29 protein-coding genes and 1 pseudogene are annotated in these 26,397 nt (G+C 66.7%); 20 read left to right on the forward strand and 10 right to left on the reverse strand.

The window, feature by feature from the left end; all coding sequences use genetic code 11:
• Positions 1–133: 133 nt before the first annotated feature.
• Positions 134–2,083, forward strand: a complete 1,950-nt coding sequence (locus H0523_RS11480) for a cytochrome c/FTR1 family iron permease (protein ID WP_012202414.1) — start codon at positions 134–136, stop codon at positions 2,081–2,083.
• A 63-nt stretch (positions 2,084–2,146) separates the two neighbouring features.
• Here H0523_RS11480 and merA read toward each other — a convergent pair whose 3' ends face one another.
• From merA to merT, 3 genes are read right to left on the reverse strand one after another with little or no spacing between them, the layout of a single operon-like run.
• Positions 2,147–3,835: a mercury(II) reductase gene (gene merA, locus H0523_RS11485; protein WP_012202415.1), complete on the reverse strand. Its 1,689-nt coding sequence runs from the start codon at positions 3,833–3,835 to the stop codon at positions 2,147–2,149.
• 11 nt (positions 3,836–3,846) lie between these two features.
• Positions 3,847–4,125, reverse strand: coding sequence for a mercury resistance system periplasmic binding protein MerP (gene merP / locus H0523_RS11490; protein ID WP_012202416.1), 279 nt, complete (start codon positions 4,123–4,125; stop codon positions 3,847–3,849).
• 12 nt (positions 4,126–4,137) lie between these two features.
• Entirely contained in the window at positions 4,138–4,488 is a 351-nt protein-coding gene (gene merT / locus H0523_RS11495) for a mercuric ion transporter MerT (protein ID WP_012202417.1), read from the reverse strand.
• 71 nt (positions 4,489–4,559) lie between these two features.
• Between merT and merR the strand changes: the two genes are divergently transcribed.
• The 8 genes from merR to H0523_RS11535 all read left to right on the forward strand — a co-directional run bounded on the left by merR (position 4,560) and on the right by H0523_RS11535 (position 9,240).
• Entirely contained in the window at positions 4,560–4,967 is a 408-nt protein-coding gene (gene merR / locus H0523_RS11500) for a mercury resistance transcriptional regulator MerR (RefSeq protein WP_012202418.1), read from the forward strand.
• A gap of 175 nt (positions 4,968–5,142) precedes the next feature.
• A complete protein-coding gene (locus H0523_RS11505) occupies positions 5,143–5,472 on the forward strand; it encodes an ArsR/SmtB family transcription factor (RefSeq protein ID WP_016451582.1) in 330 nt (109 codons plus the stop codon).
• A 12-nt stretch (positions 5,473–5,484) separates the two neighbouring features.
• On the forward strand, positions 5,485–5,955 hold the full coding sequence (locus tag H0523_RS11510; RefSeq protein WP_012202420.1) for an ArsI/CadI family heavy metal resistance metalloenzyme: 471 nt from the start codon (positions 5,485–5,487) through the stop codon (positions 5,953–5,955).
• A gap of 12 nt (positions 5,956–5,967) precedes the next feature.
• The gene (locus H0523_RS11515) at positions 5,968–6,465 is read left to right on the forward strand and encodes an arsenate reductase ArsC (RefSeq protein ID WP_012202421.1); all 498 of its coding nucleotides are present in this window, start codon (positions 5,968–5,970) and stop codon (positions 6,463–6,465) included.
• 10 nt (positions 6,466–6,475) lie between these two features.
• Complete coding sequence (gene arsB, locus H0523_RS11520) at positions 6,476–7,561, forward strand: ACR3 family arsenite efflux transporter (RefSeq protein WP_012202422.1); 1,086 nt, start codon at positions 6,476–6,478, stop codon at positions 7,559–7,561.
• 14 nt (positions 7,562–7,575) lie between these two features.
• On the forward strand, positions 7,576–7,998 hold the full coding sequence (gene arsC / locus H0523_RS11525; RefSeq protein ID WP_012202423.1) for an arsenate reductase (glutaredoxin): 423 nt from the start codon (positions 7,576–7,578) through the stop codon (positions 7,996–7,998).
• Positions 7,991–8,713, forward strand: a complete 723-nt coding sequence (gene arsH / locus H0523_RS11530; protein WP_012202424.1) for an arsenical resistance protein ArsH — start codon at positions 7,991–7,993, stop codon at positions 8,711–8,713. Before arsC ends, arsH begins: the two co-directional genes overlap by 8 nt.
• A 95-nt stretch (positions 8,714–8,808) precedes the next feature.
• Positions 8,809–9,240: a hypothetical protein gene (locus H0523_RS11535; protein ID WP_012202425.1), complete on the forward strand. Its 432-nt coding sequence runs from the start codon at positions 8,809–8,811 to the stop codon at positions 9,238–9,240.
• Positions 9,241–9,323: 83 nt separating this feature from the next.
• Here the strand turns inward: H0523_RS11535 and H0523_RS11540 are convergent.
• From H0523_RS11540 to H0523_RS11555, 4 genes and pseudogenes are all read right to left on the reverse strand, one after another.
• Positions 9,324–9,470, reverse strand: a pseudogene (locus H0523_RS11540) (addiction module antidote protein); the annotation flags it as partial.
• Complete coding sequence (locus tag H0523_RS11545; protein WP_012202427.1) at positions 9,470–9,994, reverse strand: helix-turn-helix transcriptional regulator; 525 nt, start codon at positions 9,992–9,994, stop codon at positions 9,470–9,472. The gene H0523_RS11545 and the pseudogene H0523_RS11540, both read right to left, overlap by 1 nt.
• Positions 9,995–9,998: 4 nt before the next feature.
• Positions 9,999–10,277: a hypothetical protein gene (locus H0523_RS11550; RefSeq protein WP_012202428.1), complete on the reverse strand. Its 279-nt coding sequence runs from the start codon at positions 10,275–10,277 to the stop codon at positions 9,999–10,001.
• Positions 10,278–10,452: 175 nt separating this feature from the next.
• Complete coding sequence (locus tag H0523_RS11555) at positions 10,453–11,652, reverse strand: tyrosine-type recombinase/integrase (RefSeq protein WP_016451583.1); 1,200 nt, start codon at positions 11,650–11,652, stop codon at positions 10,453–10,455.
• 356 nt (positions 11,653–12,008) lie between these two features.
• Here H0523_RS11555 and H0523_RS11560 point away from each other — a divergent pair, with 356 nt between their 5' ends.
• The 5 genes from H0523_RS11560 (at position 12,009) to H0523_RS11580 (ending at position 17,873) form a co-directional block, all read left to right on the forward strand.
• Complete coding sequence (locus H0523_RS11560; protein WP_054434213.1) at positions 12,009–12,896, forward strand: DMT family transporter; 888 nt, start codon at positions 12,009–12,011, stop codon at positions 12,894–12,896.
• Positions 12,897–12,927: 31 nt separating this feature from the next.
• A complete protein-coding gene (locus H0523_RS11565; RefSeq protein WP_054434211.1) occupies positions 12,928–13,428 on the forward strand; it encodes a MarR family winged helix-turn-helix transcriptional regulator in 501 nt (166 codons plus the stop codon).
• Between the two features lie 105 nt (positions 13,429–13,533).
• Positions 13,534–14,961 carry an efflux transporter outer membrane subunit gene (locus tag H0523_RS11570; RefSeq protein ID WP_054434209.1) on the forward strand — a complete coding sequence of 476 codons (1,428 nt, stop codon included), beginning with the start codon at positions 13,534–13,536 and terminating at the stop codon, positions 14,959–14,961.
• A 20-nt stretch (positions 14,962–14,981) separates the two neighbouring features.
• Positions 14,982–16,241, forward strand: a complete 1,260-nt coding sequence (locus H0523_RS11575) for an HlyD family secretion protein (protein WP_054434207.1) — start codon at positions 14,982–14,984, stop codon at positions 16,239–16,241.
• Between the two features lie 12 nt (positions 16,242–16,253).
• The gene (locus H0523_RS11580) at positions 16,254–17,873 is read left to right on the forward strand and encodes a DHA2 family efflux MFS transporter permease subunit (RefSeq protein ID WP_054434205.1); all 1,620 of its coding nucleotides are present in this window, start codon (positions 16,254–16,256) and stop codon (positions 17,871–17,873) included.
• 67 nt (positions 17,874–17,940) lie between these two features.
• Here H0523_RS11580 and H0523_RS11585 read toward each other — a convergent pair whose 3' ends face one another.
• The 3 genes from H0523_RS11585 to H0523_RS11595 all read right to left on the reverse strand — a co-directional run bounded on the left by H0523_RS11585 (position 17,941) and on the right by H0523_RS11595 (position 21,660).
• On the reverse strand, positions 17,941–18,897 hold the full coding sequence (locus tag H0523_RS11585) for a WaaZ-like lipopolysaccharide core biosynthesis protein (protein WP_054434203.1): 957 nt from the start codon (positions 18,895–18,897) through the stop codon (positions 17,941–17,943).
• 28 nt (positions 18,898–18,925) lie between these two features.
• The gene (locus H0523_RS11590) at positions 18,926–19,993 is read right to left on the reverse strand and encodes a tartrate dehydrogenase (RefSeq protein WP_054461310.1); all 1,068 of its coding nucleotides are present in this window, start codon (positions 19,991–19,993) and stop codon (positions 18,926–18,928) included.
• A gap of 143 nt (positions 19,994–20,136) precedes the next feature.
• The gene (locus H0523_RS11595; protein WP_054434202.1) at positions 20,137–21,660 is read right to left on the reverse strand and encodes a helicase HerA-like C-terminal domain-containing protein; all 1,524 of its coding nucleotides are present in this window, start codon (positions 21,658–21,660) and stop codon (positions 20,137–20,139) included.
• A 158-nt stretch (positions 21,661–21,818) separates the two neighbouring features.
• On the opposite strand from H0523_RS11595, the gene H0523_RS11600 reads away from it, so the two are divergent.
• From H0523_RS11600 to rlmH, 6 genes are all read left to right on the forward strand, one after another.
• Positions 21,819–22,550: a YebC/PmpR family DNA-binding transcriptional regulator gene (locus H0523_RS11600; protein WP_054434200.1), complete on the forward strand. Its 732-nt coding sequence runs from the start codon at positions 21,819–21,821 to the stop codon at positions 22,548–22,550.
• Between the two features lie 45 nt (positions 22,551–22,595).
• Positions 22,596–23,903: a phosphoribosylamine--glycine ligase gene (gene purD / locus H0523_RS11605; RefSeq protein ID WP_054434198.1), complete on the forward strand. Its 1,308-nt coding sequence runs from the start codon at positions 22,596–22,598 to the stop codon at positions 23,901–23,903.
• 12 nt (positions 23,904–23,915) lie between these two features.
• A complete protein-coding gene (gene hemF, locus H0523_RS11610; protein ID WP_054434196.1) occupies positions 23,916–24,827 on the forward strand; it encodes an oxygen-dependent coproporphyrinogen oxidase in 912 nt (303 codons plus the stop codon).
• Positions 24,824–25,411, forward strand: coding sequence for a nicotinate (nicotinamide) nucleotide adenylyltransferase (gene nadD / locus H0523_RS11615; RefSeq protein ID WP_054434194.1), 588 nt, complete (start codon positions 24,824–24,826; stop codon positions 25,409–25,411). The genes hemF and nadD overlap by 4 nt, the downstream gene beginning before the upstream one ends.
• A gap of 72 nt (positions 25,412–25,483) precedes the next feature.
• Positions 25,484–25,888: a ribosome silencing factor gene (gene rsfS, locus H0523_RS11620; protein WP_049075289.1), complete on the forward strand. Its 405-nt coding sequence runs from the start codon at positions 25,484–25,486 to the stop codon at positions 25,886–25,888.
• Between the two features lie 8 nt (positions 25,889–25,896).
• On the forward strand, positions 25,897–26,367 hold the full coding sequence (rlmH, locus tag H0523_RS11625) for a 23S rRNA (pseudouridine(1915)-N(3))-methyltransferase RlmH (protein ID WP_054434192.1): 471 nt from the start codon (positions 25,897–25,899) through the stop codon (positions 26,365–26,367).
• Positions 26,368–26,397: the final 30 nt, after the last annotated feature.

Raw genomic sequence — 26,397 nt, forward strand, 5'->3', positions numbered from 1 at the left:
GGCGTAGTTAGCCCCATCATTTTTCGCCGGCAACAGGCAAATCTTCGTTTTAGAACCTTCGCTCGCACTGCATCGTGCAACGCCCAGTGGTCCGAGTCATCGATAAAATGAGAATCAATAACATTTATACATCATGAAAATGCTTTCTCTTTGCGCCAGGCGATTCCTGGCAATAGCCGCGTTGTTCGCACTCTGGTCGGCTTCTCCCGCCTGGGCTGCCGCCCCTGCCGCCAGCGACCAGGCCAAGCAGACCTGGCAATTGCTGGACTACCTCGCGGTTGACTACGGCGGCGCGGTGAGCAACGGCCAGATTCAAAGTGCCAGCGAGTACGAGGAGATGAAGGAGTTCGCGGCAACCGCCGCACAGCAGCTTGCCGCACTGCCGAGCACTGCGGCGCTGCCCGAGTTGCAGCGGCAGGCCAAAGCGCTCGGAGACCTCATCGCCGCAAAGGCGGACGCCAAGGCCGTGGCCGACAGCGCCCATTCGCTGGCCGCAGCGCTGGTCAAAGCCTATCCGTTTCCGCTCTCGCCGACCCAGCCGCCGGATCTCGCACGCGCCAAGGTGCTGTTTGAAGCCAACTGCGCGGCATGCCACGGGGCAACCGGTGCAGGCGACGGCCCGCTCGGCGCCAAGCTCGAACCGCCGCCGATCGCCTTCACCGATCGTGATCGTGCCCGTTCGCGCAGCGTGCTCGCGCTGTACCAGGTCATTTCTCAAGGCGTGACCAGCACGTCGATGCCCAGCTTCGCCACGCTCTCCGACGAGGATCGGTGGGCATTGGCATTTTTCGCCGGCACACTGTCGCATGACGATGCCATGCGCGCACGCGGCGAACAGTCCTGGGGGCGAGACGCCAGCGCCAAGGCTGTCTTTCCCGACCTGGCTGCTGCCGCCACCTTGACCGAAGCCGCCTTGTCCGAGCGGATGCCCCCGGACGCAGCCCGCGACCTCACCGCCTATGTTCGCCGCCACCCGGAAGTCACCGCTGCCGCGAGCGGCTCGGGCGGACTGGCCTTGGCCCGCACACGCCTTCAGGAGAGCCTTGCCGCGGCGCGCGCGGGCGACCGGGCCAGCGCAACGCGCCTGGGCCTGTCGGCCTACCTGGATGGATTTGAGCCTCTGGAGCCGGCATTGCGCGCACGCAACCAGACACTTCTCACGGAAGTCGAAAACGCCATGCTGGCCTATCGCGGCGCGCTCGCCGGCGGGAAACTGGAACAAGCCGATGCCACGGCGCAGAAGCTGGACTATCTCTTTGCCCAGGTGGACGCCGAACTCGGCGCGGACAAGGCAGACCCGCTGACCACGTTCATCGCCTCCCTCACCATCCTGCTGCGCGAAGGGGTTGAAGCGCTGTTGATCGTCGTGGGCATGCTGGCCTTCCTGAAGAAGGCAGAACGGCGCGATGTGCTGGGCTATGTGCATGGCGGCTGGATGGCCGCACTGGCTTGCGGTGGCCTGACCTGGGCGGTGGCCACCTACTTCGTGAGCATCAGCGGCGCAAGCCGTGAGGTGACCGAGGGGGTTTCATCCCTGTTTGCGGCCGTTGTGCTGCTGAGCGTCGGGCTCTGGATGCACCAGAAAAGCACGGCGGGCAAGTGGCAGGCCTACCTGAAGGAAAAACTCTCCGCAGCCATGACGCGGCGTTCGGCATGGGCATTGTTCGCCTTGTCGTTCATTGCGGTCTACCGCGAAGTTTTCGAGACGGTGCTTTTCTATTCGGCCCTGGCCGGCGACGGCAACAATGGAGCCCTGCTCGGTGGATTGGTGGGCGGAGTGGCCGTTCTGGCCGTCCTCGCATGGTTCATGCTGCGCACCAGCGCCCGCATGCCGATCGGCAAATTCTTCAGTCTCAGCTCGATCCTGGTAGCGGTGCTCGCGGTCGTGCTCGCCGGCAAGGGGGTTGCCGGCCTCCAGGAGGCCGGCCGGTTGAGCGCCAGCCCGATCCATTGGCCGCGCATCGAAGTGCTTGGCATCTATCCGTCAGCGGAAACCGCCATTGCGCAAGCCGTGGTGCTTGCCGTTGCTCTGGCAGGCTTTGCCATGAACGCCGTGAAGGCGCGAAATCCCCGGCCCGCGTGAAACAAGCCGGCGTCACTGCCGAGCGTGACTCCTGGAAAAAATCGCGCTCAGCAAGAGATGACGCTATCCGGCACAGCAGGACAGCTGCTTCACGTCCTTGCTGAAGGTCTGCGCCGCGAGCTTCAGGCCCTCGACCATCGTCAGGTAGGGGAATAGCTGATCGGCCAGCTCCTGCACGGTCATCCGGTTGCGGATCGCCAGCGCCGCCGTCTGGATCAGTTCGCCCGCTTCCGGCGCGACCGCCTGCACGCCGATCAGCCGTCCGGTGCCGGCCTCGGCAACCAGCTTGATGAAGCCGCGCGTGTCGAAGTTGGCCAGCGCCCTCGGCACGTTGTCGAGCGTGAGCGTGCGGCTGTCGGTCTCGACGCCGTCGTGGCGCGCTTGCGCCTCGCTGTAGCCCACCGTCGCCACCTGCGGATCGGTGAACACCACGGCCGGCATCGCCGTCAGGTCCAGCGTCGCGTCGCCGCCGGTCATGTTGATGGCGGCGCGCGTGCCGGCCGCCGCCGCGACGTAGACGAATTGCGGCTGGTCGGTGCAGTCGCCGGCCGCGTAGATGTGCGGCGCGCTGGTACGCATGGTGTGGCTGACGAGGATGGCCCCCTGGGGATTGACCTCGATGCCCGCCGCTTCGAGGTTCAGCGTGCGGGTGTTCGGCGCGCGCCCCGTGGCAATGAGCAGCTTGTCGGCGCGCAGCTCGCCGCGATCCGTCGTCAAGATGAACTCTTCCTCTGCATGGGCGACTCGACTGGCCTGGACATGCTCCAGCACCTCGATGCCCTCGGCACGGAACGCGGCCGTGACGGCTTCGGCGACGGCGGGGTCTTCGCGAAAGAGCAGTGTGCTGCGCGCGAGGATCGTGACCTGGCTGCCCAGCCGGGCAAAGGCTTGCGCCAATTCGACTGCCACCACCGACGAACCGATCACGGCCAGCCGCGAGGGAATGGCATCGCTCGCCAGCGCCTCGGTGGAGGTCCAGTAGGGAGTGCCCTTCAAGCCAGGAATCGGCGGGAGCGCGGGGCTCGCACCAGTGGCGATGAGACAGCGGTCGAAGGCCACCGTGCGCTCACCGCCTTCCGCCAGTTGCACGGTCAGGCAGTTTTCATTCATGAAACGGGCCTCGCCATGCAGCACGGTGATAGCCGGGGTGCTCTGCAGGATGCCTTCGTACTTGGCATGGCGCAGCGCATCGACGCGGCCTTGTTGCTGGGCCAGCAGCCGCTCGCGCAGAATGGACGGCGGCGTGGGCGGCAGGCCGGCATCGAACGGGCTTTCCCGGCGCAGATGCGCAATGTGCGCGGCGCGGATCATGATTTTGGACGGCACGCAGCCGACATTGACGCAGGTGCCGCCGATGGTGCTCCGCTCGATTAGCGTCACGCGCGCGCCTCGCTCGACCGCCTTGAGTGCCGCCGCCATCGCCGCGCCGCCACTGCCGATCACGGCCACATGCAGCGCCCGCTCGCCACCACCGTGACTCGGTTCGCTGCCCAGCCAGCCCAGCGCCTTGCCCAACAAGCCCGCAGCCTTGTTCGGCGTGTCGGACACCCGTGCGCGGTAACCGAGCGCGGCCATCGCCGCGACCAGCGGACCATGGTTCATGTCCGCATCCGCCTCGACCTCGGCCCGTCGCCGCGGATAGGACACCGAGGCCGAGCGCACCCCGGGCACCTTCTCCAGCGCCTCTCTGACGTGCTCGGCGCACGACGCGCAGGTCATGCCGTCGATGTGCAAGGCGATCGCTTCGGCCATGGCGGGCAACCTCACTGCTTGACGGTGGCGGGGTAGCCCGCGTTTGCGGTGGCCTTGGCCAAGGCCCCGGCGTTGGTCTTGGCATCGTCGAAGGTCACGACGGCTTCCCGCTTTTCATAGCTGACCTCGGTCTTCTGGACCCCGGCCACCTTGAACAGGGCCATCTTGACCGTGATCGGACACGACGCGCAGGTCATATCGGGCACCGACAGTGTGACGGTCTTGGTGGCGGCCCACGCCGGAGCGCCCAGGGTAACGGCCAGGGCAATAGCGGTGGCAAGTTTCTTCACGGTGGATTCCTCTCAATAGAACAACGGCAGGACGTACGGAAAAGCGAGGGCAATCAAGACCAGCGCGACCACGATCCAGAAAATGATCTTGTAGGCCGTCCGCACGCGGGGCACGGCGCAGACCTCATCCGGCTTGCAGGCGTGAACCGGCCGGAAGATGCTGCGCCAGGCGAAAAACAGCGCCATCAGGGCCGCGCCGATGAAAATCGGCCGGTAGGGTTCCAACACGGCCAGGTTGGCGATCCAGGCGCCCGAGAAACCGAGCAAGACCAAGATGAGGGGGCCGAGGCAACAGGCCGACGCAAGAATGGCGGCGAGGCCGCCAGCGGCCAGGGCGCCACGCCCGCTCTTGGGTTCCGACATATGGTTTTCCTTCCGGGACTTCGCTTGATGCTGTAAGGTTACTTCCGTAGTCAACTACGGAGTCAAGCGTCATGGAAAGCGCCTCGGACAATCTGACCATCGGCGCCTTTGCCAAGGCGGCCACAGTCAATGTGGAGACGATCCGGTTCTATCAGCTCAAGGGCTTGTTGCCCCAGCCGGAGCGGGCCTACGGCCGCATCCGCCGCTACGGGCCGGCAGATGTGGCGCGGGTGAAGTTCGTGAAGTCAGCCCAGCGCCTGGGGTTCAGCCTGGATGAAATCGGCCAGCTTCTGAAACTTGAGGACGGCACCCATTGCAATGAGGCGGCGGAGCTGGCCTCGCTGCGGCTGGCCGATGTGCGCGCCCGCCTGGTGGACCTCACACGGATTGAGGCGGCATTGTCGAAATTGGTGGGTGAATGCGACGCGCACCATGGCAATGTGTCCTGCCCGCTGATCGCGGCATTGCACTGCTGTTGAGCGGAGAAGTTCGGCCGTTCACCTCGCGGCGAAGGGGCGGACAGGCAAGCGCGGCGCGCGAACCAGATTTAAGGTATTGAGCCGGAGGCGCGATGGGATCAAGACCGGATGGCCACAATTCGGCGCGATAGTGCCCTTTTGCACATTAATTCAATAAATGTTGTATTATCGAAATATGAAAGAGACCCAAGCCGTTTCCGCCCTCGGCGCCCTGGCCCACACCCAGCGCCTGCGGGTTTTCCGCGCCCTGGTGGTCGCCGGCCCCGAAGGGCTGACACCCAGCGCCCTCGCCGACCAGCTCGACGTGGCCCGCAATTCCCTGTCCTTCCACCTGAAGGAGCTGGCCCATGCCGGCCTGGTCACCATCGAGCAGCAGGGCCGCAACCTGATCTACCGCGCCGACTTCACCCAGATGAACGGACTGCTCGGCTACCTGACCGAGCACTGCTGCCAAGGCAGCACATGCGAGGTCAGTGATTCCTCCTCTGCCTGTACTTCCTGCTGAAAGGATCTCCCCATGAAGCGCTTTCACGTTCACCTGCACGTCGATGACCTGAACCGCAGCATCGGCTTCTATTCCCAACTGTTCGCCGCGCAGCCCGCGCGTGTCGAGGGCGACTACGCCAAGTGGATGCTCGAAGACCCGCCGGTCAACTTCGCTATCTCCACACGGGGCAACAAACCAGGCATCGACCATCTGGGCATCCAGACCGACGATGCGGAGGAATTGGCCGTGCTGAAGGCACGCGCCGAGGCGGCCGACATGGCGCTGCTCGACGAAGGCACCACCACCTGCTGCTACGCGCGCAGCGAGAAGCACTGGATCACCGATCCGCAGGGCGTGGCCTGGGAACACTTTCATACGCTGGGCAGCATCCCGGTCTTCAACGAAGCGGCGCCTGCAACGGGTTCTGCCGCAGCCTGCTGCGCCCCGGCGCGCGGCAAGCCGGTGGGCGTTGCGGTGAAGCCGGCTTCGTCCTGCTGCTGATGTGAGACATCCATGACCACCAACAAGACCTACAACGCCCTGTTCATCTGCACGGGTAACTCGGCCCGCTCCATCCTGGCCGAAGGCATCCTCAATGAATTGGGCCAGGGGCGCTTTCGCGCCTACTCGGCGGGCAGCCACCCCAAGGGCGAAGTCCACCCGCTGGCGCTTGCCACGCTGGAACGGCTGCATATGCCGATCGTCGGCTACCGCAGCAAGAACTGGGACGAGTTCGCGGCGCCCGGTGCACCGGAGCTGGATTTCATCTTCACGGTGTGCGACAACGCCGCCGGCGAGGTCTGCCCCGTATGGCCTGGGCGCCCGATGTCAGCGCATTGGGGTGTGCCTGATCCTGCAGCCGTTGAAGGCACCGACGAGCAGAAGCGCAAGGCGTTCACGGATGCGGCGCTGACCTTGCGCCGGCGCATTGAGCTGTTCCTGTCGCTGCCATTGCAGCGGCTCGATGCCATGTCGCTGCAGCACGAGCTGCGCAGCATTGGTACGAAGTGAGGTCTGCGCGATGAGTGTTGGAACCCAAACGGCCGGCCGCGTGCCGGCCACCTCCACCATGAGCGTCTTCGAGCGCTACCTGAGCGTGTGGGTGCTGCTGTGCATCGTCGCCGGCATCGCGCTGGGCCAGTTCGCACCCAACGTATTTCAGGCCATTGGCCGCATGGAGATCGCCCAGGTTAATCTGCCGGTCGGTCTGCTGATCTGGATCATGATCGTGCCGATGCTGCTGAAGGTGGACTTCGGTGCGCTGGGCCAGGTCAAGCAGCACTGGCGCGGCATCGGCGTGACGCTGTTCGTCAACTGGGCGGTCAAACCGTTCTCGATGGCGCTGCTGGCCTGGATCTTCGTCCGCCAGGTCTTCGCTCAGTGGCTGCCGGCCGACCAGCTCGACAGCTACGTTGCCGGCCTCATCCTGCTGGCCGCCGCGCCCTGCACGGCGATGGTGTTCGTCTGGAGCCGGCTGACCGGGGGCGATCCGGTATTCACGCTGTCGCAGGTGGCGCTGAACGACACCATCATGGTGTTTGCCTTCGCGCCCATTGTCGGCCTGCTGCTGGGCCTGTCGTCCATCACGGTGCCGTGGGCCACGCTGCTGGTATCGGTCGGCCTGTACATCGTGATTCCGGTCATCCTGGCCCAGCTCTGGCGCCGTGCTCTGCTGAACAAGGGCCAAGCCGCCTTCGACCGGGCGCTGGAGCGCATCGGCCCGCTGTCGATCGCGGCGCTGCTGCTCACGCTGGTGCTGCTGTTCGCCTTCCAGGGCGAGGCCATCATCCGCCAGCCGCTGGTCATCGCCATGCTGGCGGTGCCGATCCTGATTCAGGTGTTCTTCAACTCCGGCCTGGCCTATTGGCTCAGCCGCAAGGCCGGCGAGCAGCACAGCATCGCTTGCCCCTCGGCGTTGATCGGCGCCTCCAACTTCTTCGAGCTGGCTGTAGCGGCCGCCATCAGCCTGTTCGGCTTCCAGTCCGGCGCGGCGCTGGCCACCGTGGTCGGCGTGCTGATCGAGGTGCCGGTGATGCTGCTGGTCGTTCGGATCGTCAACCAAAGCAAGGGCTGGTATGAGTGCGGCCCGAACCCTGCCCGCAGATAAGCAAGGCATTTCCCATGAGCAGTATCACGATATATCACAACCCCGTCTGCGGCACGTCGCGCAACGTGCTGGCCCTGATCCGCAACAGCGGCGAGGAACCCACGGTCATCGAATACCTGAAGACACCGCCCGACCGCGAAACCCTGCAACGCCTGATCACGGACATGGGCGTGCCGGTGCGCGCGGTATTGCGCGAGAAGGGCACGCCCTACGCGGAACTCGGCCTCGATGACCCGAAGTGGAGCGATGCGCAGTTGATCGACTGCATGCTCCAGCATCCCATTCTGATCAACCGCCCTATCGTGGTGACGCCGCTGGGCACGCGGCTGTGCCGGCCTTCGGAGGCCGTGCTGGACATCCTGCCGCAATCACAGCGCGGCGCGTTCAACAAGGAAGACGGCGAAGCGGTCGTGGACGCGGAAGGCCGCCGTGTCTGAATCCAGAATCGACCTACCCAATATCGACACCGCGCTATTCCAACTGCCCGATACCCAACGGCTGCTGACACCCGAGCGCGCCACGCACGCGCCGCGCTTCCTATTGCTCTATGGCTCGCTACGCGAGCGCTCGTTCAGTCGCTTGGCCGCTGAGGAAGCGGCTCGCATCCTGCGCGCGCTCGGCGGTGAGACGCGCATGTTCAATCCCTCGGGCCTGCCACTGGTGGACGATGCACCCGCCGACCATCCCAAGGTCAAGGAACTGCACGAGCTGGCCCAGTGGGCCGAAGGCATGGTGTGGAGTTCGCCCGAGCGCCATGGGGCCATGACGGGGTTGATGAAGACGCAGATCGACTGGATTCCGCTGTCGGCCGGCGCAGTGCGCCCGACGCAGGGCAAGACGCTGGCGGTGATGCAGGTCTCGGGCGGCTCGCAGTCCTTCAACGCCGTCAACCAGATGCGCGTGCTGGGCCGCTGGATGCGGATGCTGACCATCCCCAACCAGTCCTCGGTCGCCAAGGCGTACCAGGAGTTCGACGAGGCCGGGCGCATGAAGCCCTCGGCCTACTATGACCGCATCGCGGACGTGATGGAGGAGCTGATGAAGTTCACCCTGCTCACGCGCGATGCGGCGCCGTACCTCGTGGACCGCTACAGCGAGCGCAAGGAAAGTGCGGAAGCACTGAGCCGGCGCGTCCAGCAGACGGCTATCTGAACACTCCCCCTAAAAAACAAGCACTTCACTCACCAATCCGTCGTGACGCTAATCTGATGCGCCATCGCAGCGACAGAAACGGATCGGAGAACAGAATGGGAATTTCCAGCAGCAAGGTCTACAAGCAGGCCGATGAGGCCGCTGCGTTTGCGCATATCAGGGAGCTCGCAGAAAAGGAACCCGTCGATGACGAGACGGCTTCGGAATTGTGGCTTGAGGCAGAAGCCATCGTGGACACCTACATCGAGGCCGCTGAGTCGCGGTCCATAGAGGACTTGCCCTCCAGGCAGGAACTGGGCGAGTCCTGCTTTTGGCTGTTGTTCCAGACGAAAGTTTTGCGGGAGGACGAGCATTACCGGCTGATCGTCGAACTGCTGTCGCCACAGCTCGGGCTGTCCCTGTTCGATTTGCTGCCCCGCGTCCGAAAGCTCCGCGAAGCGGCCCTTGACGCACTGGAGGCCATGGTCAAGAAGCCATCAATGGATCGTCCGACAGCGCCGCAAGCGTGCGAGGACGACCTTTTCTGATGGGAAGCTGGTGGCACCTCCGAGCCGAAATTCTCGTATCAGCGATACGAGAATTCATCGGCTGCGGAAGATCGAGCGTCAGCACCGAACGTCCGCGCCATCTGGCGCAGCACAGTCGGCAGTTCGGCCTGGTCGCCGTCCTCCAGAACACCGTTGATGACTTCGAGCGCGAGCGCCGGGTCGCTGCGGTACAGCTCGGCCATCGCTTCGTCATGGGGTCTGCTTTTCATCAGCCCACCAGCGCTTCCAGTTCCTCGAACGCCAGGCGCGGCAAGCGCCGGCCTTCCTTGGCCACGTTGACCTGCAGGGCGGCCCGCGCCACGTCCAGCACCTCCCGCGCCAGGGCATAACCGCCCTTGGCCTGCATCCAGCCCAGCACATCCGCCAGATGCCAGATCGACGCGCTGCCCTCATGCACCGGCGCCGGGAAGCTACCCGGATGGGCCAGCATCAGCTTGCGCATATTCTGCCGCGACACGCCCACGATGTCGGCCACATCGGTCAGCCCAACCAGATCAGGCGCCACTTCGATCAGCCGGGCCGAGGGTGCGGCACGGCGCACATCGGCCAGCGCGCTGCGCACTGCCTCATCTGCATCCACCGCCTCGCGGGTAAATTCCAGCGCCAGCCGCCCCGGCTGCCCGATGCCGACCAGGGCATCGTCGCAGCCGGCTTCACCCAGGCGCTCGACCAGTGTCTGCGAATCGCGGTCGTCATCGGTGAGCTGGTATTTGAGGGTAAAGGTGTATTCCATCGCGCTATTCCTGGGTGCCATCGTCATCCGCCTCGCGCTGCTGGCGGTCCATGGTGCAGTTGTCCACGGCGCGCCGTAAGGCGCGGGCATGGTTGCCGGGGTTCTTCGGCGTGCTCCATACACTGGTAATGCAGAACTCGCCGCAACGGCATTCCTCATCGTTGTACGGGCAGTACATCCGCCCCCAGGCATGGCTACCGCCGACTTCGACACGCCAGCCTTGCCCTTCGGCGTGTCGCAGCGCATCCTCGACCTCTTTCTTCGGGTGAGAGGAACGGGCCATCAGCGACCTCCAGTATGGGGATGATGCGCAAGGTTGTCAAGTGACAACCTTGCTGCAAGGCTTGGTGACCCACGCTCGAATTGTCGCGACAGCGTCGCGACAATTCGGCGGGCCTGATTTCCGACACGAAAGGCTGGCAACGCCGCGCCTGCCGCAGCCGACGGCATCTTGCCGTTCATGCGGACGCCTGCTCGGTGCGTTGCGCCCCGGTGATCGTCTTGCGCCGGTTCGCCACCAGCTCGGCGGCCTGCCGCACCGGATCGTCCTCCGTGTGGACGTACCGCATGAACATCGCCACGGTCTTGTGCGCCGTCAGCGCCATGCCCACCTTCACCGGAATCCCCGAGTTGGCGATGTCAGTGGCCGAACGGTGGCGGATGCCATGCGTGCCCACGTGCGTAGCGCCCGCCGCCTTCAGGATGCGGCACCAGGCACCGTAATACTCGCCCTCGGTGAGATGCTTGGCCGGGTCGTTCGGCGACGGCAGCACGTAGGGGCAGCCGTCCCGGCGCGGCGCGGTGGACAGCAGCCGGTAGGCTTCCTCGCTCAAGGGCTTGGACATGCCACCTGTCTTGCTATCGGGCCAGACCACGCGGCGGTTGTCCAGATCCACCCATGCCCATTCCAGCGAGATGATCTCGGAGCGCCGCCCGGCAAACTCGAATTGCAGGCGGATCGCCAGCGGGATGACGTAGTTCTCCAGCCCTTCGGCCTCGATACCGTCAAGGTGCCGGAACAGCTTGCCCATGTCCTCGTCGCTGATGAGGTGGGTGGCCTTGCCGTCGGGGTACACCGGGACGTGGCGGCATGGGTTGGTGCCGTCCGGCCGATAACCCCAGACCTCGGCCAGGTTGAACATCTTGCGCATGACGCTGAAAGCGCGGTTCGCCTCGGCGGGCTTGTGCGCCATCTTCTTCATCGCCCCGGCCACGTCCGGGCGCTTCACGTCCTGAACCTTGATGCGGCCCAGGAAGGGGACGATGCAGCGGTCGATGACGCCCTGGTAGCCCCGGCGGGTGCTGGGCTTGTTGCGTTGCTTGGAGTGATCCTCCATGAACTTCACGCACAGTTCCGTGACCGTGGGCGCCTTGCGCGCCGCCGCCTTGTCGGCGGCCGGGTCGCCGCCCCGGCGTACCTGGGCCAGCCATTCCTGGGCCAGCGAGCGGGCCTGCTCGACGGTCAGTTCGCCATACAGGCCCAAAGCGGGTTTGCGGCGCTCGCCGGCGTTCGTGCGGTACTGGAGCATGAACACCTTGCGGCCCGCTGGTGTAATCTTGCACAGGAAGCCGGGCACCAGCGTGTCCCGCAGTTCGACGGCCTGCGCCTGGGGTTGTGCCGCATCCACTGCGGACTTGGTGAGCTTGATTTTTGCCACGATGACTCCTCGGAAAGACCCGGTTTCCAGGGGCCACATGGGAGCCACGAGGCAGGAAGCCGGATCAGGTTTCAGAAAGCACCGGCATATGATGAACGCGCCTAAGTTATTGATAAACCTGCTGTATCTGGCTTCGGCGTAGTCCAGCGAATTACGGTACTGAAGTCAGTGTGAAATGAAAAAACCGGCCGCGCGGCTGGAGGGACGAGAGACCGGCAAAAGCTTGGCAATGCGATTCATGCGATGATTTTAGATTCAGCGCCGCGGGATTTGCACGCCCGGCGCGCATTTTCAGCCTACAGCGGCCCGGCCACGAACCGGCCCCGCCCCCTTCCGTTCCCTGCCATCCCTTGCGAATGACCCGACACCGCGCCCTGACTTATATCCATATCGCCGCCGTCCTGTTCGGCCTGACCGGCGTCTTCGGCGAACTGATCCAGGCCAGCGCGGCGGTCATCACGCTGGGGCGGGCGGTCTTCGCGGTGATCTCGCTCGGCCTGTTCGCCCGCATGCGCCGCCGCCCGCTGCTCGGCGCCCTGACCCCGGCCCAGTTGTTCGTGCTGGTGATCGCGGGCGCGCTGCTGGCGGCCCACTGGGTCACCTTCTTCATCTCGGTCAAGGTCGGCGGCATCGCCATCGCCACGCTGGGCTTCGCCAGCTTCCCGGCCTTCATCACGCTGTTCGAGGGCCTGATCTTCCGCGAACGCGTGCGGCTGGCCGAATGGCTGCTGCTGGGCCTGGTCACGGCCGGCCTGGTGCTGGTCACGCCCTCGTTCGACCTGGCCGACCAGGGCACCATCGGCCTGGCCTGGGGCCTGCTGTCGGGCCTGACCTTCGCCCTGCTGGCCCTGAGCAACCGCCGCTCGGCCTCGGGCATGGACCCGATGCAGGTGGCCTGCTGGCAGAACCTGGTGGTGGCGCTGGTGATGCTGCCATTCGCCGCCGGCCAGTTGCCCGCCCTGCCCGCCATGGACTGGTTCTGGCTGGCGCTGCTGGGCGTGTTCTGCACCGGCCTGTCGCACTTCCTGTTCGTCTCCAGCCTGACCCGCCTGAACGCCCGCAGCGCCGGCCTGGTGATCGCGCTGGAACCGGTCTATGCCATCGCCTTTGCCTGGATGCTGTTCAGCCAGCAGCCCACCGTGCGCATGATGGCCGGCGCGGCCCTGATCGTGGCCGCCATCGTCTGGTCCGGGCTGCGCAAGGCTCCCGTCGCCCCCGAAAGCGCCCCCCAAAAGCAGCCTTGACAATTACTGACTAGGCAGTAAAATTCGCTGCATGAATGCCTCGTCACGCCCTGAATCCCCCGAAAATCCGGTTCATTATCGCGGTGACACCCGCTGCATGATGGAAGAAAACGCCGGCTACCTGATCAAGCTGGTCGCCAACTCCCTGAACCGCATGCTGGACCAGGAAATGGCGCCGCTGGACCTCACCGCCATGCAGTGGCGCCCGATCGCCATGGTCGCCCTGGGACGGGCCGACACGCCCGCCGAACTGGCCCGGCTCAACGGCGTCGACACCGGCGCCATGACCCGCACGCTCGACCGGCTCGAGGCCAAGGGCCTGCTGCGGCGGGCCCGCAACCAGTTGGACCGGCGCGTCGTGAAGATCGAACTGACGGAGCTGGGCGAAACCAAGGCGCGCGAAATCCCGCCCAACATCGCCCGCGTGCTGAACCACCACCTGCGGGGTTTCTCCACCGACGAAGTGACGCAGCTGATGCATTTCCTGCGCCGCATGATCGCCAACGGTTCCGCCTCCGCGCCCGAGCGCTGACGGCGCCCGCCCAAGCCGACCCGCCCCTGCAGAAGGGGCTTTATTTGACGTAATATTTGCCTAGGCAAATACAGATTAATCAATTACTTTCAGCAGATTGTCAGGATGAAACGCCTTCTTTCTACCGCATTAGTGCTGGCCTTGAGCGGTTGCGCCCTGATGGAACCCGGCCCCGAGCCGGTGGCCGCCCTGAATGAAACCAAGCTGGGCCTGACCGCCCAGGACGTCGCCTGGCCCGACACGCAATGGTGGCATCGCTACGGCGACAGCCAGCTCAACGCGCTGATGGACGAAGCGCTGGCCAACAGCCCGTCCATGACCGCCGCCCAGGCGCGCCTGGCCAAGGCCAACGCCGCCGTCAGCAGCGCCCGCGCGCCCCTGATGCCGCGCGTGGACGCCAACTACACGCTGAACCGCGAGCACCTGTCCGGCGACTACATCTACCCCGCGCCGCTGGGCGGATCCGTCGTCAGCGACAACCGCCTGGCGCTGGACTTCAGCTACGAGCTCGATTTCTGGGGCAAGAACCGCTCGCACCTGAAGGCCGCGGTCTCGCAGCAGGCCGCCGCCGCGGCCGACGCCCAGGCGGCGCGCAACGTGCTGGCCAGCGCCACCGTGCGCGCCTACCTTAATCTGCAGGACGCTTTCGCCCAGCGCGACGTCATCAAGCGCGTGCTGACCCAGCGCGAGGAAGTGCTGTCGCTGACCCGCGGCCGCTATTCCGCCGGCCTGGACACCCAGGTCGAGGTGAAGCAGGCCGAATCGTCGCTGGCCGCCGGCCAGGTCGAGCTGACCCAGACCGAGACCACCCTGGCGCAACTGCGCAACCAGGTCGCGGCGCTGGCCGGCGCCGGCCCGCAGCGCGGCCAGTCGCTCGTCGAAGCCTCCCTGACCGCGCCCGCCGGCGGCGTGCCCGCCAGCGTGCCGCTGGACCTGCTGGGCCACCGTCCCGACGTGGTCGCCGCGCGCTGGCGCGCCGAGGCCGCCCGGCACCAGATCGACAGCGCCCGCGCCGAGTTCTACCCCAACGTCAACCTCGTGGCCTTTGCCGGCTTCCAGGCGATCGGCACCGGCAACCTGCTCGGCACCGCCGCCCGCACCGCCGGTTTCGGTCCGGCCATCACCCTGCCGATCTTCCATGGCGGCGAGTTGAACGCCAACCTGGCCGGCCGCCGCGCCGACGCCGACCTGGCCGTGTCCGACTACAACCAGACCGTGCTCGACGCCGTGCACCAGGTCGCCGACGCGCTCGACGGCCTGCGCCTGCTGGAACAGGAACGGGCCCAGCAACGCCAGGCGCGCGAAGCCATCGAGGCGGCCTATGAACTGGCCGTCAACCGCTACAAGGCTGGCATGGGCAACTACCTGACCGTGCTGATCGCGCAGACCGGCGTGCTGACCCAGGCGCGGCTCGACACCGACCTGCGCATTCGCGCCTACCAGCTCGACGCCAACCTGGCCAACGCGCTGGGCGGCGGCTACGTCCCCGCCCCGGCGCAGCAGCCCGCGCCCGCCACGAACTCCACTCATTGAACGCTCCGGATTCAGACGTCATGAACGCAGCCACTCCCACGACCAACCCCGCCCGCAAACGCCTGCTGCTGACCGCGACCGGTGTTTTCATCCTCATCGCGATCGCCTACGGCATCTGGTGGGCCCTGTTCGGCGCCCACTTCGAAAGCACCGACGACGCCTACGTGCACGGCAACCTGGTGCAGATCACGCCGCAGGTGCCCGGCACCGTGGTGGCCATCGAGGCCGACGACACCGAGACCGTCGCCGCCGGCCAGCCGCTGGTGCGCATCGACCCGGCCGACACGCAGGTCGCCCTGCAGCAGGCCGAGGCCAAGCTGGCGCAGACCGTGCGCCAGGTCCGCACCTACTACGTCCAGAACGACGCGCTGGCCGCTGACGTCGACCTGCGCCAGGCCGACATCCAGCGCGCCCAGGCCGAACTGACCCGCGCCCAGAGCGACGTCACTCGCCGCCAGCAGCTGGCCAAGTCGGGCGGCGTCAGCGGCGAGGAGATCCTGCACGCCGAGGCCGCGCTGAAGACCGCGCAATCCGGCCTGGCGCAGGCCCGCGCCGCGCTGGCCGCCTCGCGCGCCAAGCTGGCGACCAACCAGGCGCTGACCCAAGGCACCACCGTGGCCGACCACCCTGACGTGCGCCAGGCCGTCGCCGGCCTGCGCAATGCCTGGCTGGCCCAGTCGCGCACGGTGCTGCCCGCCCCCGTGGGCGGCGTCATCGCCCGCCGCACCGTCCAGGTCGGCCAGCGCGTGGCCCCCGGCGCCGCGCTCATGACGGTGGTGCCGCTGGACCAGGTCTGGGTCGAAGCCAACTTCAAGGAAGGCCAGCTGCGCAAGATGCGCATCGGCCAGCCGGTCAAGATGACCGCCGACCTGTATGGCAGCTCGATCACCTACCACGGCACCGTCGCCGGGCTGGACGCCGGCACCGGCAGCGCCTTCGCCCTGCTGCCGGCCCAGAACGCCACCGGCAACTGGATCAAGGTGGTGCAGCGCGTGCCCGTGCGCATCGCGCTCGACCCCGCGGACCTGAAGACCCATCCGCTGCGCGTGGGCCTGTCGATGGACGTGGAAGTCGACGTCGGCAAGCAGGACGGCGAAGCGCTGACCGCCACCACCCGCAAGGAACCGGCCTGGTCGACGCGCGCCTTCGAACCGGCCCATGACGAGGTCGACGCCCTGATCGGCAAGATCATCCAGGCCAACCTCGCCTCCGACGAATTCACCCCGCAGGCGGCGCAGTCGCCCGTGGCCAAAGAGGGCTTGGCGCGCGGCGCCAAGTAAGGGGGCCTTCCCATGAGCACGACCGCTCAGCCCGCGGCCGGCGGCGCCCCCGCCGAGCCGACCGTACTCCCGCCAGGGACCTACCCGCCGCTGGAAGGCGCCACCCGCATCATCGGGTCGATCGCGCTGTCCACGGCGGTGTTCATGAACGTGCTGGACACCTCGATCGCGAACGTGTCCATCCCGACCATCTCCGGCGACCTGGGCGTCAGCTCCAGCCAGGGCACCTGGGTCATCACCTCGTTCGCGGTGGCCAACGCCATCACCGTGCCGCTGACCGGCTGGCTGACGCAGCGCTTCGGCCAGGTGCGGCTGTTCCTGATCTCCACCCTGCTGTTCGTGCTGGCCTCGTGGCTGTGCGGCTTCTCGCCCTCGCTCGAGGCCCTGATCGCGTTCCGCGTGCTGCAGGGCGCCGTGGCCGGGCCGATGATCCCGCTGTCGCAGACCCTGATGCTGGCCAGCTTCCCCAAGTCCAAGGCGGGCATGGCGCTGGCGGTCTGGTCGATGACGACACTGGTGGCGCCGGTGGCCGGGCCGCTGCTCGGCGGCTGGATCTCCGACAACTACACCTGGCCCTGGATCTTCTACATCAACGTGCCGGTGGGCCTGCTGGCGGCGTGGATCAGCTGGCGCATCTACGGCAACCGCGAATCGCTGACGCGCAAGCTGCCGATCGACAAGCTCGGCCTGGTGCTGCTGGTGGTGTGGGTCGGCGCGCTGCAGATCATGCTCGACAAGGGCAAGGAACTGGACTGGTTCGCCAGCCCCACCATCATCGCCCTGGCCGCCATTGCCTTCGTTGCCTTCGTCTTCTTCCTGATCTGGGAACTGACCGACGCGCATCCGGTGGTCGACTTGCGCCTGTTCAAGATCCGCAACTTCACGGTCGGCGCGCTGACGCTGGCGGTGGCCTACGGCGTGTTCTTCGGCAACGTGGTGCTGCTGCCGCTCTGGCTGCAGAGCTACATGGGCTTCACCGCCACCTACGCCGGCCTGGTGACGGCGCCGGTGGGCCTGCTGGCCATCCTGCTCACGCCGATGGTGGGCAAGATGCTGGCCACCCGCGACCCGCGCCAGATCGTGACCGTGGCGTTCCTGATCTTCGCGCTGGTGTGCTTCATGCGTTCGGGTTTCAACACCCAGACCGACGTGCGCACGCTGATGATCCCGACCATCATCCAGGGCGCGGCCATGGCGGCGTTCTTCGTGCCGCTGACTTCGATCACGCTGTCGAGCATCGAACCCTGGCGCATCCCGGCCGCCTCGGGCCTGTCGAACTTCCTGCGGCTGACCGCGGGCGCCTTCGGCACCTCGATCGCGACCACGCTGTGGGAAAACCGCGCCACGTTGCACCATGTGCAATTGACCGAATCCGCGCGGCCCGGCCAGCAGGCGTTCGATCAGACGCTCGACGTCCTGCAGAATACGGTCGGCATGTCGCACCAACAGGCCTTGAGCACGGTCGACCGGCTGATCAACGCGCAGGCATTCACGATGTCCGCGGTGGATGTCTTCTACGCCTCGGCGGTGATCTTCCTGCTGCTCACCGGCCTGGTCTGGTTCGCCCGGCCACGCTCGACCAAGGCGGGCGGCGGCGGCGGCGCGGCGGAAGCCGCGGCCGGCGCCCACTGAGAGCAGCCCCGCCTTGTCTCTGGCAAGGCGCGCACAAAAAAAGGCCCGGCGGATGCCGGGCCTTTTTTCAATGTTTCAACAGCGTGTGCCAGTCCTGCCTTTCGATCACTTCCGGCGGCAGCGCGCTCACCGGTGACAGGTTGATCACCGACACGCCACGTCCGCGCCACTGCTGCGCGGCGAAGCGGAACGACGGCTCGATGAGACGGGCGAAGTTGCGCGCCAGCCGACTGGTCTGCGGCGTCTCGCCTTCGTCGTAGAAGCGCATGCCGTGCTGCAGCGTCAGGTCCAGGCCGTGCAGGTAGACCTTGCGCGCGCCGCCCGAGATCATCACCTGCAGCGCCACGTAGGCCACCGTGTCCGCGTCGAACACGCCGAGCGACGCGTCGAAGCTGTAGCCCAGGCCCTGCTTGGCGTCCAGCAGCCGCAGGTCGGGCGACGCGGCCACCATGCGCTTGAGCACCGCGGGCGCGGCGCTGCGCTGGTAGGCCCGCTCGGAAATGAACTCGATGATGCAGATGCGGCAGCGGATATCTTCCTGCGGAATCCCCTGCATGATGTAGCGCAGCACGTCGGGCAGCACGTACAACGTCAGGTCGCAAGCGACGATCTCGCGCACCAGATCAATGCGGTCCCGCACGAAATTCTGGTCGATGATGCAGTAGTACTTGAACTGCAGATTGAACTTGCGCGCCAGCGCGATGGAGCCGTTCACCCCCATGGCCACCCGGATGTCCAGGCGGTCATAGGGAATCTCGGCGATCGACGGCCCGCTCAGGATCAGGTGCATCTCGTCGTCGTCGGGGTCGTACCCCTGCTCCAACGGCGTGATGGGTACAGACCGTCCAAACGCGCGGAAGCCACAGATCACCCCGGCCGGATTGCGCCAGATGCGCACGAACGGCCACAGGTGCTGATTGTGGCGTTGCGTGCGCGACCGCAGCATCCGGAACAGCTTGCGGGCAAAGCGGTCGGCACGACTGCCGCCCACGGGGGCGGAGGGGGAGGCGATGGAATCGACCATGGTCTGGGCCCCCTGGCAACGCATCGCGCTAGACCGCCGCGATCAGCGACGCAATGGCGTCGCCTACTTCGGCGGTGGACGCGGTGCCCTTCATGTCGCGCGTGCGCGGACCGTCGGCCAGCACCGTCTCGATAGCGCGAACCACGGCCGCCGAGGCGTCGTCATACCCCAGGAAATCCAGCATCAGCGCGCCGCTCCAGATCTGGCCGATCGGGTTGGCGATGCCTTTGCCATAAATATCGGGTGCGGAACCATGCACGGGTTCGAACAGAGACGGGAATTTGCGTTCGGGGTTCAGGTTGGCCGACGGCGCGATACCGATCGTCCCCGTGCAGGCGGGGCCGAGATCGGAAAGGATATCGCCGAAAAGGTTGGAAGCCACGACCACGTCGAACCAATCAGGATGTTGCACGAAGTGCGCGCACAGAATATCGATGTGATATTTGTCCCAGCGGACATCCGGATAGTTCCCGGCCATTTCCGCCACGCGCTGGTCCCACCAGGGCATCGAAATCGAAATGCCGTTGGACTTGGTCGCCGCCGTCAGGTGCTTGCCGCGCTTGCGGGCCAGCTCGAAGGCGAATTTCAGCACGCGCTCGGCGCCGATGCGGGTAAATACGCTTTCCTGGATGACCACTTCGCGCTGGGTGCCGCCGAACAGCACGCCGCCGCTGTTGGAATATTCACCCTCGGTGTTTTCGCGCACGATGAAGAAATCGATCTCGCCAGGCTGGCGGCCGGCCAGCGGCGACGGCACGCCGGGCATCAGGCGCACCGGGCGCAGATTGATGTACTGGTCGAATTCGCGGCGGAACTTGAACAGCGAGCCCCACAACGCCTCGTGGTCGGGCACCGTGGCCGGCCAGCCGATGGCGCCGAAGAAAATCGCCTCATGCTGGCCAATCTGCTGCTGCCAATCATCCGGCATCATTTTGCCGTGCTTGGCGTAATAATCGCAGCTCCAGTCGAAGTGGTCCCACTGGAAATCAATGCCGAAGCGTGACGCCACGGCGTCGAGCACTTTCAGGCCTTCCGGAACGACTTCCTTGCCGATTCCGTCCCCAGGGATCACCGCAATCTTGTGTTTTTTTGCCACCACTTTTTCCTTTGTCTTCCGGGAATACATCGCCCAGAATCATAGGCATAAATGGCGGTAACGCAATACCCCAAGTTACAAACAACGTACTACCCGACGTTACAGCGCCGGATTCGGTTTGTTCCGAAGATGGAATACAGAATTCAACGGCGCGTCTTGGACCCCAGCAGCGATCCCAGGATGCCGCGCGCCAGTTGCGTCGCGATCGAACGCGCCGTGCTCTTGGCGAAGGTCTGCACCACACCGTCGCGCTTGCCGCCGCGCGGGCCGGTGGAGCCGAACAGCACATCGTTCAGGCTGTCCATCAGGCCGCCGCCCTGTGCCTCGGCGGGCGCGCCGCCCGCGGTCGGCGTCGGCGCGGCCTTGCCAGGCGCCTGATCGGCCGGCGCCGCCGCGCGTCCAGCCAGCACCTCGTAGGCGGACTCGCGGTCGATGGCCTTGTCATATTTGGCCGACATCGGGCTGCCCTGGCGCAAGGCCTGGCGCTCGGCGTCGGTGGCCGGGCCGATGCGGCTGCCGGGCGGCACGATCCAGGCGCGCTCGGTCGGCATCGGCCGGCCCTTGGCGTCCAGCAGCGACACCAGCGCCTCGCCCACGCCCAGCTCGGTGATGGCCGCCTCGATATCCAGCCCCGGATTGGGCCGCATGGTCTGGGCCGCGGTCTTGACGGCCTTCTGGTCGCGCGGCGTGAAGGCACGCAACGCGTGCTGCACCCGGTTGCCCAGCTGGCCCAGCACGGTGTCGGGAATGTCCAGCGGATTCTGCGTCACGAAATACACGCCCACGCCCTTGGAACGCACCAGCCGCACCACCTGTTCGATCTTGGTCAGCAAGGCCGGCGGCGCGTCGTTGAACAGCAGGTGCGCCTCGTCGAAGAAGAACACCAGCTTGGGCTGGTCGACGTCGCCCACTTCGGGCAGCTTCTCGTACAGGTCGGCCAGCAGCCAGAGCAGGAAGATCGCATACAGCCGCGGCGCCTGCATCAGCTTGTCGGCGGCCAGCACATTGACGATGCCGCGGCCCTGGGCGTCGGTGCGCATCAGGTCGGCCACGTCCAGCATCGGCTCGCCGAAGAATTTCTCCGCGCCCTGCGACTCCAGCGCCAGCAGGCCGCGCTGGATCGCGCCGACGCTGGCGGCGGACACATTGCCGTAGCGCGTCTTGAGCTCGGCGGCGCGGTCGGCGACGTTCTGCAGCATGGCGCGCAGGTCTTTCAGGTCCAGCAGCAGCTGGCCCTCGTCGTCCGCCACCTTGAACACCAGCGTCAGCACGCCTTCCTGGGTGTCGTTGAGTTCGAGGATGCGCGCCAGCAGCAGCGGCCCCATGTCGGTGATGGTGGCGCGCACCGGCGTGCCCTGCTCGCCGAACACGTCCCACAGGGCCACCGGGCTGGCGCCCCAGGCCGGTTCGTCCAGGCCGAGGTTCTTGAGCCGCTCCTGCAGCTTGGGGCTGGCCACCCCGGCCTGCGAAATGCCGGTCAGGTCGCCCTTGACGTCGGCCATGAAGACCGGCGTGCCCAGGCGCGAGAAGGATTCGGCCAGGACCTGCAGGGTGACGGTCTTGCCGGTGCCGGTGGCGCCGGTGATGCAGCCGTGGCGGTTGGCCAGGGCTGGCAGCAGCGCCAACTCGGTCTGCGCATTCTTGGCGATGACGATGGGGTTGGGCATGGGCAACTCTCCGGACCGGATGACTCAGATGCCCAAGTGTAGAGCCTGCGGTGGCGCTTGTGCGCGTGGCAATATGGACACAGGCGGGCGACTCCCGGGCGCGCAGGCCGCCGGCACGGTAAAATGCCGTTTTTGCAGACAATTTATCCTGGGAAGCCATGGCCGGACACAGCAAATGGGCCAATATTCAGCACCGCAAAGGCCGCCAAGACGCCAAACGCGGAAAGCTCTGGACCAAGATCATTCGTGAAATCACCGTGGCGGCGCGCGCCGGCGGCCCCGACCCGGACAGCAACCCGCGCTTGCGCATGGCCTGGGACAAGGCCACCGACGCCAACATGCCCAAGGACAACATCCAGCGCGCCATCCAGCGCGGCGCGGGCGGCGCGGACGGCGAAGCGTACGAGGAAGTGCGCTACGAGGGCTACGGCATCGGCGGCGCGGCGGTCATCGTCGACTGCATGACCGACAACCGCACCCGCACCGTGGCCGAAGTGCGCCACGCCTTCGCCAAGAACGGCGGCAACCTGGGCCAGGAAGGCTCGGTCGCCTTCATGTTCAAGCACTGCGGCCAATTCGTGTTCGCTCCCGGCACGCCGGAAGACAAGGTCATGGAAGCCGCCCTCGAGGCTGGCGCCGAAGACATCGCCACCGACGAGGAAGGCGTGATCGAAGTCATCTGCGCCCCGACCGACTACGCCGCCGTGCGCAAGGCGTTCGACGACGCCGGCCTGAAGGCCGAAGTCGACGGCATCGTCATGAAGGCCCTGAACGAAACCGAACTGGCCGGCGAAGACGCCATCAAGATGCAGAAACTGCTCGACGCCCTGGAAGGCCTGGACGACGTGCAGGAAGTCTATACCACCGTCATTTTCGACGAAGCGCAGTAAGTTGTCTCGCGACACTCGACTGGCAACCTTAAGAATCACGCAACAATGAAACTCCTGGTAATTGGCTCGGGCGGCCGCGAACATGCCCTCGCCTGGCGACTGGCCCGCTCCCCGCGCGTACACAAGGTGTACGTGGCGCCGGGCAACGGCGGCACGCAACGGGCCGAGCAGATGGAAAACATCCCGCTCACCAATGCCGAGGAACTGGCTGACTTCGTCCAGCGCGAAGGCATCGCCCTGACGGTCGTCGGCCCCGAGGCGCCGCTGGCCGCCGGCGTGGTCGATGTCTTCCGCGCCCGCGGCCTGAAGATCTTCGGGCCGACCAAGGCCGCCGCGCAGCTGGAAAGCTCCAAGGACTACGCCAAGGCCTTCATGGTCCGGCACAACATCCCGACCGCGCGCTACGCCACCTTCACCGACCCGGTCCAGGCCCACGCCTACATCGACCAGGAAGGCGCCCCCATCGTGATCAAGGCCGACGGCCTGGCCGCGGGCAAGGGCGTGGTGGTCGCCGCCACGCTCGAAGAGGCCCACGCCGCCGTCGACGCCATGCTGGGCGACGGCTCCATGGGCGAAGCCGGCGCGCGCGTCGTCATCGAGGAATGCCTGGTGGGCGAGGAAGCCAGCTTCATCGTCATGTGCGACGGCCGCAACGTGCTGGCCCTGGCCACCAGCCAGGACCACAAGCGCCTGCAGGACGGCGACCAGGGCCCGAACACGGGCGGCATGGGCGCCTACTCGCCCGCCCCCATCGTCACGCCCGAGCTGCACCACCGCATCATGCGCGAAATCATCCTGCCGACCGTGCAGGGCATGACGCGCGACGGCATCCCCTACACCGGCTTTCTGTACGCCGGCCTGATGATCGCCCCCGGCGACGACCCCGACCGCGACATCAAGACGCTGGAATTCAACTGCCGCATGGGCGACCCCGAAACCCAGCCGATCATGATGCGCGTCAAGAGCGACCTGCTGGACGCGCTCGAGCACGCCGTCGAAGGCACGCTGGACCAGGCCGACATCACCTGGGACCGCCGCACCGCCCTGGGCGTGGTGCTGGCTTCGCACAACTACCCCAACACCCCGCGCACCGGCGACGTCATCCGCGGCCTGCCGGCCGATGCCGACGACTGCATGGTGTTCCACGCGGCCACCCGCCTGGAAGGCGAGGAAACCCAGACCACCGGCGGCCGCGTGCTGTGCGTCACGGCGCTGGGCGACTCGGTCAAGATGGCGCGCGACCGCGTGTACGAAGCGATCGACGGCATCCACTTCGACGGCCGCCAGTACCGCAGCGATATCGGCTGGCGCGCGCTCAAGCCGTCGCAGCAGAAGCCCAAGTCCAACGCGTAACCGGAAGCGCCGATGAACGCCTTGCCCGTCGCCGACGTCCGCGGCTACCTCACCGGCCTGCAGTCCCGCATCGTCGCCGCGCTGGAGGCCGCCGAGGGCGGCCCCTTCCGCAACGACGAATGGGTCCGGCCCGAGGGCGGCGGCGGCGTCTCGCGCCTGCTCGAGGGCGGCCAGCTGTTCGAGCGCGCCGGCGTGCTGTTCAGCCACGTCCGCGGCTCGAAGCTGCCGCCGTCGGCCAGCGCGCACCGGCCCGAACTGGCCGGCCGCTCCTGGGAAGCCATGGGCGTGTCGATGGTGCTGCATCCGCGCAATCCGTACGTGCCCACCACGCACATGAACGTGCGCATGTTCGTCGCCGCGGCCCGCCCCGGCCATGACGAAGCCGACGTGTTCTGGTTCGGCGGCGGCATCGACCTCACGCCCTACTACCCCTTCGAGGAAGACGCGCGCCACTTCCACGCGGTGTGCCGCGACGCGCTGGCCGGCCATGGCGCCGACTACTACCCGCGCTACAAGCGCTGGTGCGACGAATACTTCTTCCTCAAGCACCGCAACGAAACCCGCGGCATCGGCGGCATCTTCTTCGACGACCTGAACGCCCCGGGTTTCGACGCCTCGTTCGCCCTGACGCGCTCGGTCGGCGACGCCTTCCTCGACAGCTACCTGCCGATCGTCGAACGCCGCCGCGGCACGCCCTACGGCGAGCGCGAGCGCGATTTCCAGGCCTATCGCCGCGGCCGCTACGTCGAATTCAACCTGGTGTTCGACCGCGGCACGCTGTTCGGCCTGCAATCCGGCGGCCGCACCGAGTCGATCCTGCTGTCCATGCCGCCGCTGGCGCAATGGCGCTACGACTGGCACCCGGAAGCCGGCACGCCCGAAGCCGGGCTGGCCGCCTACCTGACGCCGCGGGACTGGGTGTGACGCGTATCGGGCTCCTGGGCGGCAGCTTCGACCCCGTCCACGTCGCGCATGTCGCGCTCGCCGACAACGCCCTGCGCGCGCTCGGCCTGGCCCAGGTGCAGTTGATCCCGGCGGCCAACCCGTGGCAGCGCGCGGCCCTGAACGCCACCGAAGACCAGCGCCGCGCCATGCTGGAACTGGCCATCGCCGGCCACGACGGCCTGGTCGTCAACCCGATCGAACTCGAGCGCGGCGGCGCCACCTACACCATCGACACCCTGCGCGCCCTGCCCGCGGGTGCCCGCTACGTCTGGCTGCTGGGCGCCGACCAGCTGGCCAATTTCTGCACCTGGCAGTCCTGGCGCGACATCGTCGGCCTGGTCGACCTGGCCGTCGCGACGCGGCCCGGCACGCCGCTGGCGCCGCCGGCCGAATTGGCCGACTGCCTGCGCGAGCAGGGGCGCCAGCTGGAAGAATTGCCGTTTGCCCCGATGCCGGTGTCGGCCTCGCAGATCCGCGAGCGCCTGGCCCGGGGTGAATCCACCGACGGCCTGCTGGCCCCTTCCGTCGCCGCCTATATTGCGGCGCACCATCTTTACCGATAAACCCATCCCGCCCGGGCGCGCAGCGCCACGGAACCGGCACCCGCCGTCCGTGAGCGGGTTATATTTGCAGCTATGGATATTCAGAAACTCCAACGCGCCGTCATCGACGCCCTCGAAGACGTCAAGGCGCAAGACATCAAGGTCTTCAACACCACGCATCTGACCAGCCTGTTCGATCGCGTCGTGATTGCAAGCGCCACCTCCAACCGCCAGACGCGGGCGCTGGCCTCCAGCGTGGCCGACCGCGGGCGCGCGCTCGACCTCTCCGGCATCACCATCGAAGGCGAGGACACCGGTGAATGGGTCGTCGTCGACCTGGGCGACGTCGTGGTCCACATCATGCAACCCGCCATCCGCCAGTACTACAACCTGGAAGAGATCTGGGGCGGCAAGCCGGTGCGCGTCAAGCTGCTGCCGGAATCCACCCGGGTCGCGCCGATCGCCAGCGACAGCGCCTACGACAGCACCGACGACTAAGGCACGTCGTGAAGCTGATCGTCGCCGCCGTGGGCACGCGCATGCCGGACTGGGTGCAGACCGCCTGGGACGACTACGCCAAGCGCCTGCCCCCCGACTGCGCGCTCGAACTTCGCGAGATCAAGCCCGAGTCCCGCACCACCGGCAAGACCCCGGCCCAGATGATGGCCGCCGAGGCCAAGCGCATCGAGGCCGCCCTGCCGGCCGGCGCGCTGCGCCTGGCGCTGGACGAACGCGGCCGCGACCTCACCACCATGGCGCTGTCGCAAAAGCTCGAGCAATGGCGCGCGGGCGGCCAGGACGTCGCCTTCCTGGTCGGCGGCCCGGACGGGCTGGATGCCGACCTCAAGGCCTCGTGCAGCGGCCAATTGCGGTTGTCGTCGCTGACGCTGCCGCACCCCATGGTGCGCGTGGTGCTGGCCGAACAGCTCTATCGCGCCTGGGCCATCATGACCAACCATCCCTATCACCGCGCCTGAGGCATGACGCCTGGCGCCAGCCTGGCGCGT

The organism is Achromobacter insuavis, assembly GCF_902859645.1.
In the GTDB taxonomy this organism is placed as follows: Bacteria; Pseudomonadota; Gammaproteobacteria; order Burkholderiales; family Burkholderiaceae_B; genus Achromobacter; species Achromobacter insuavis.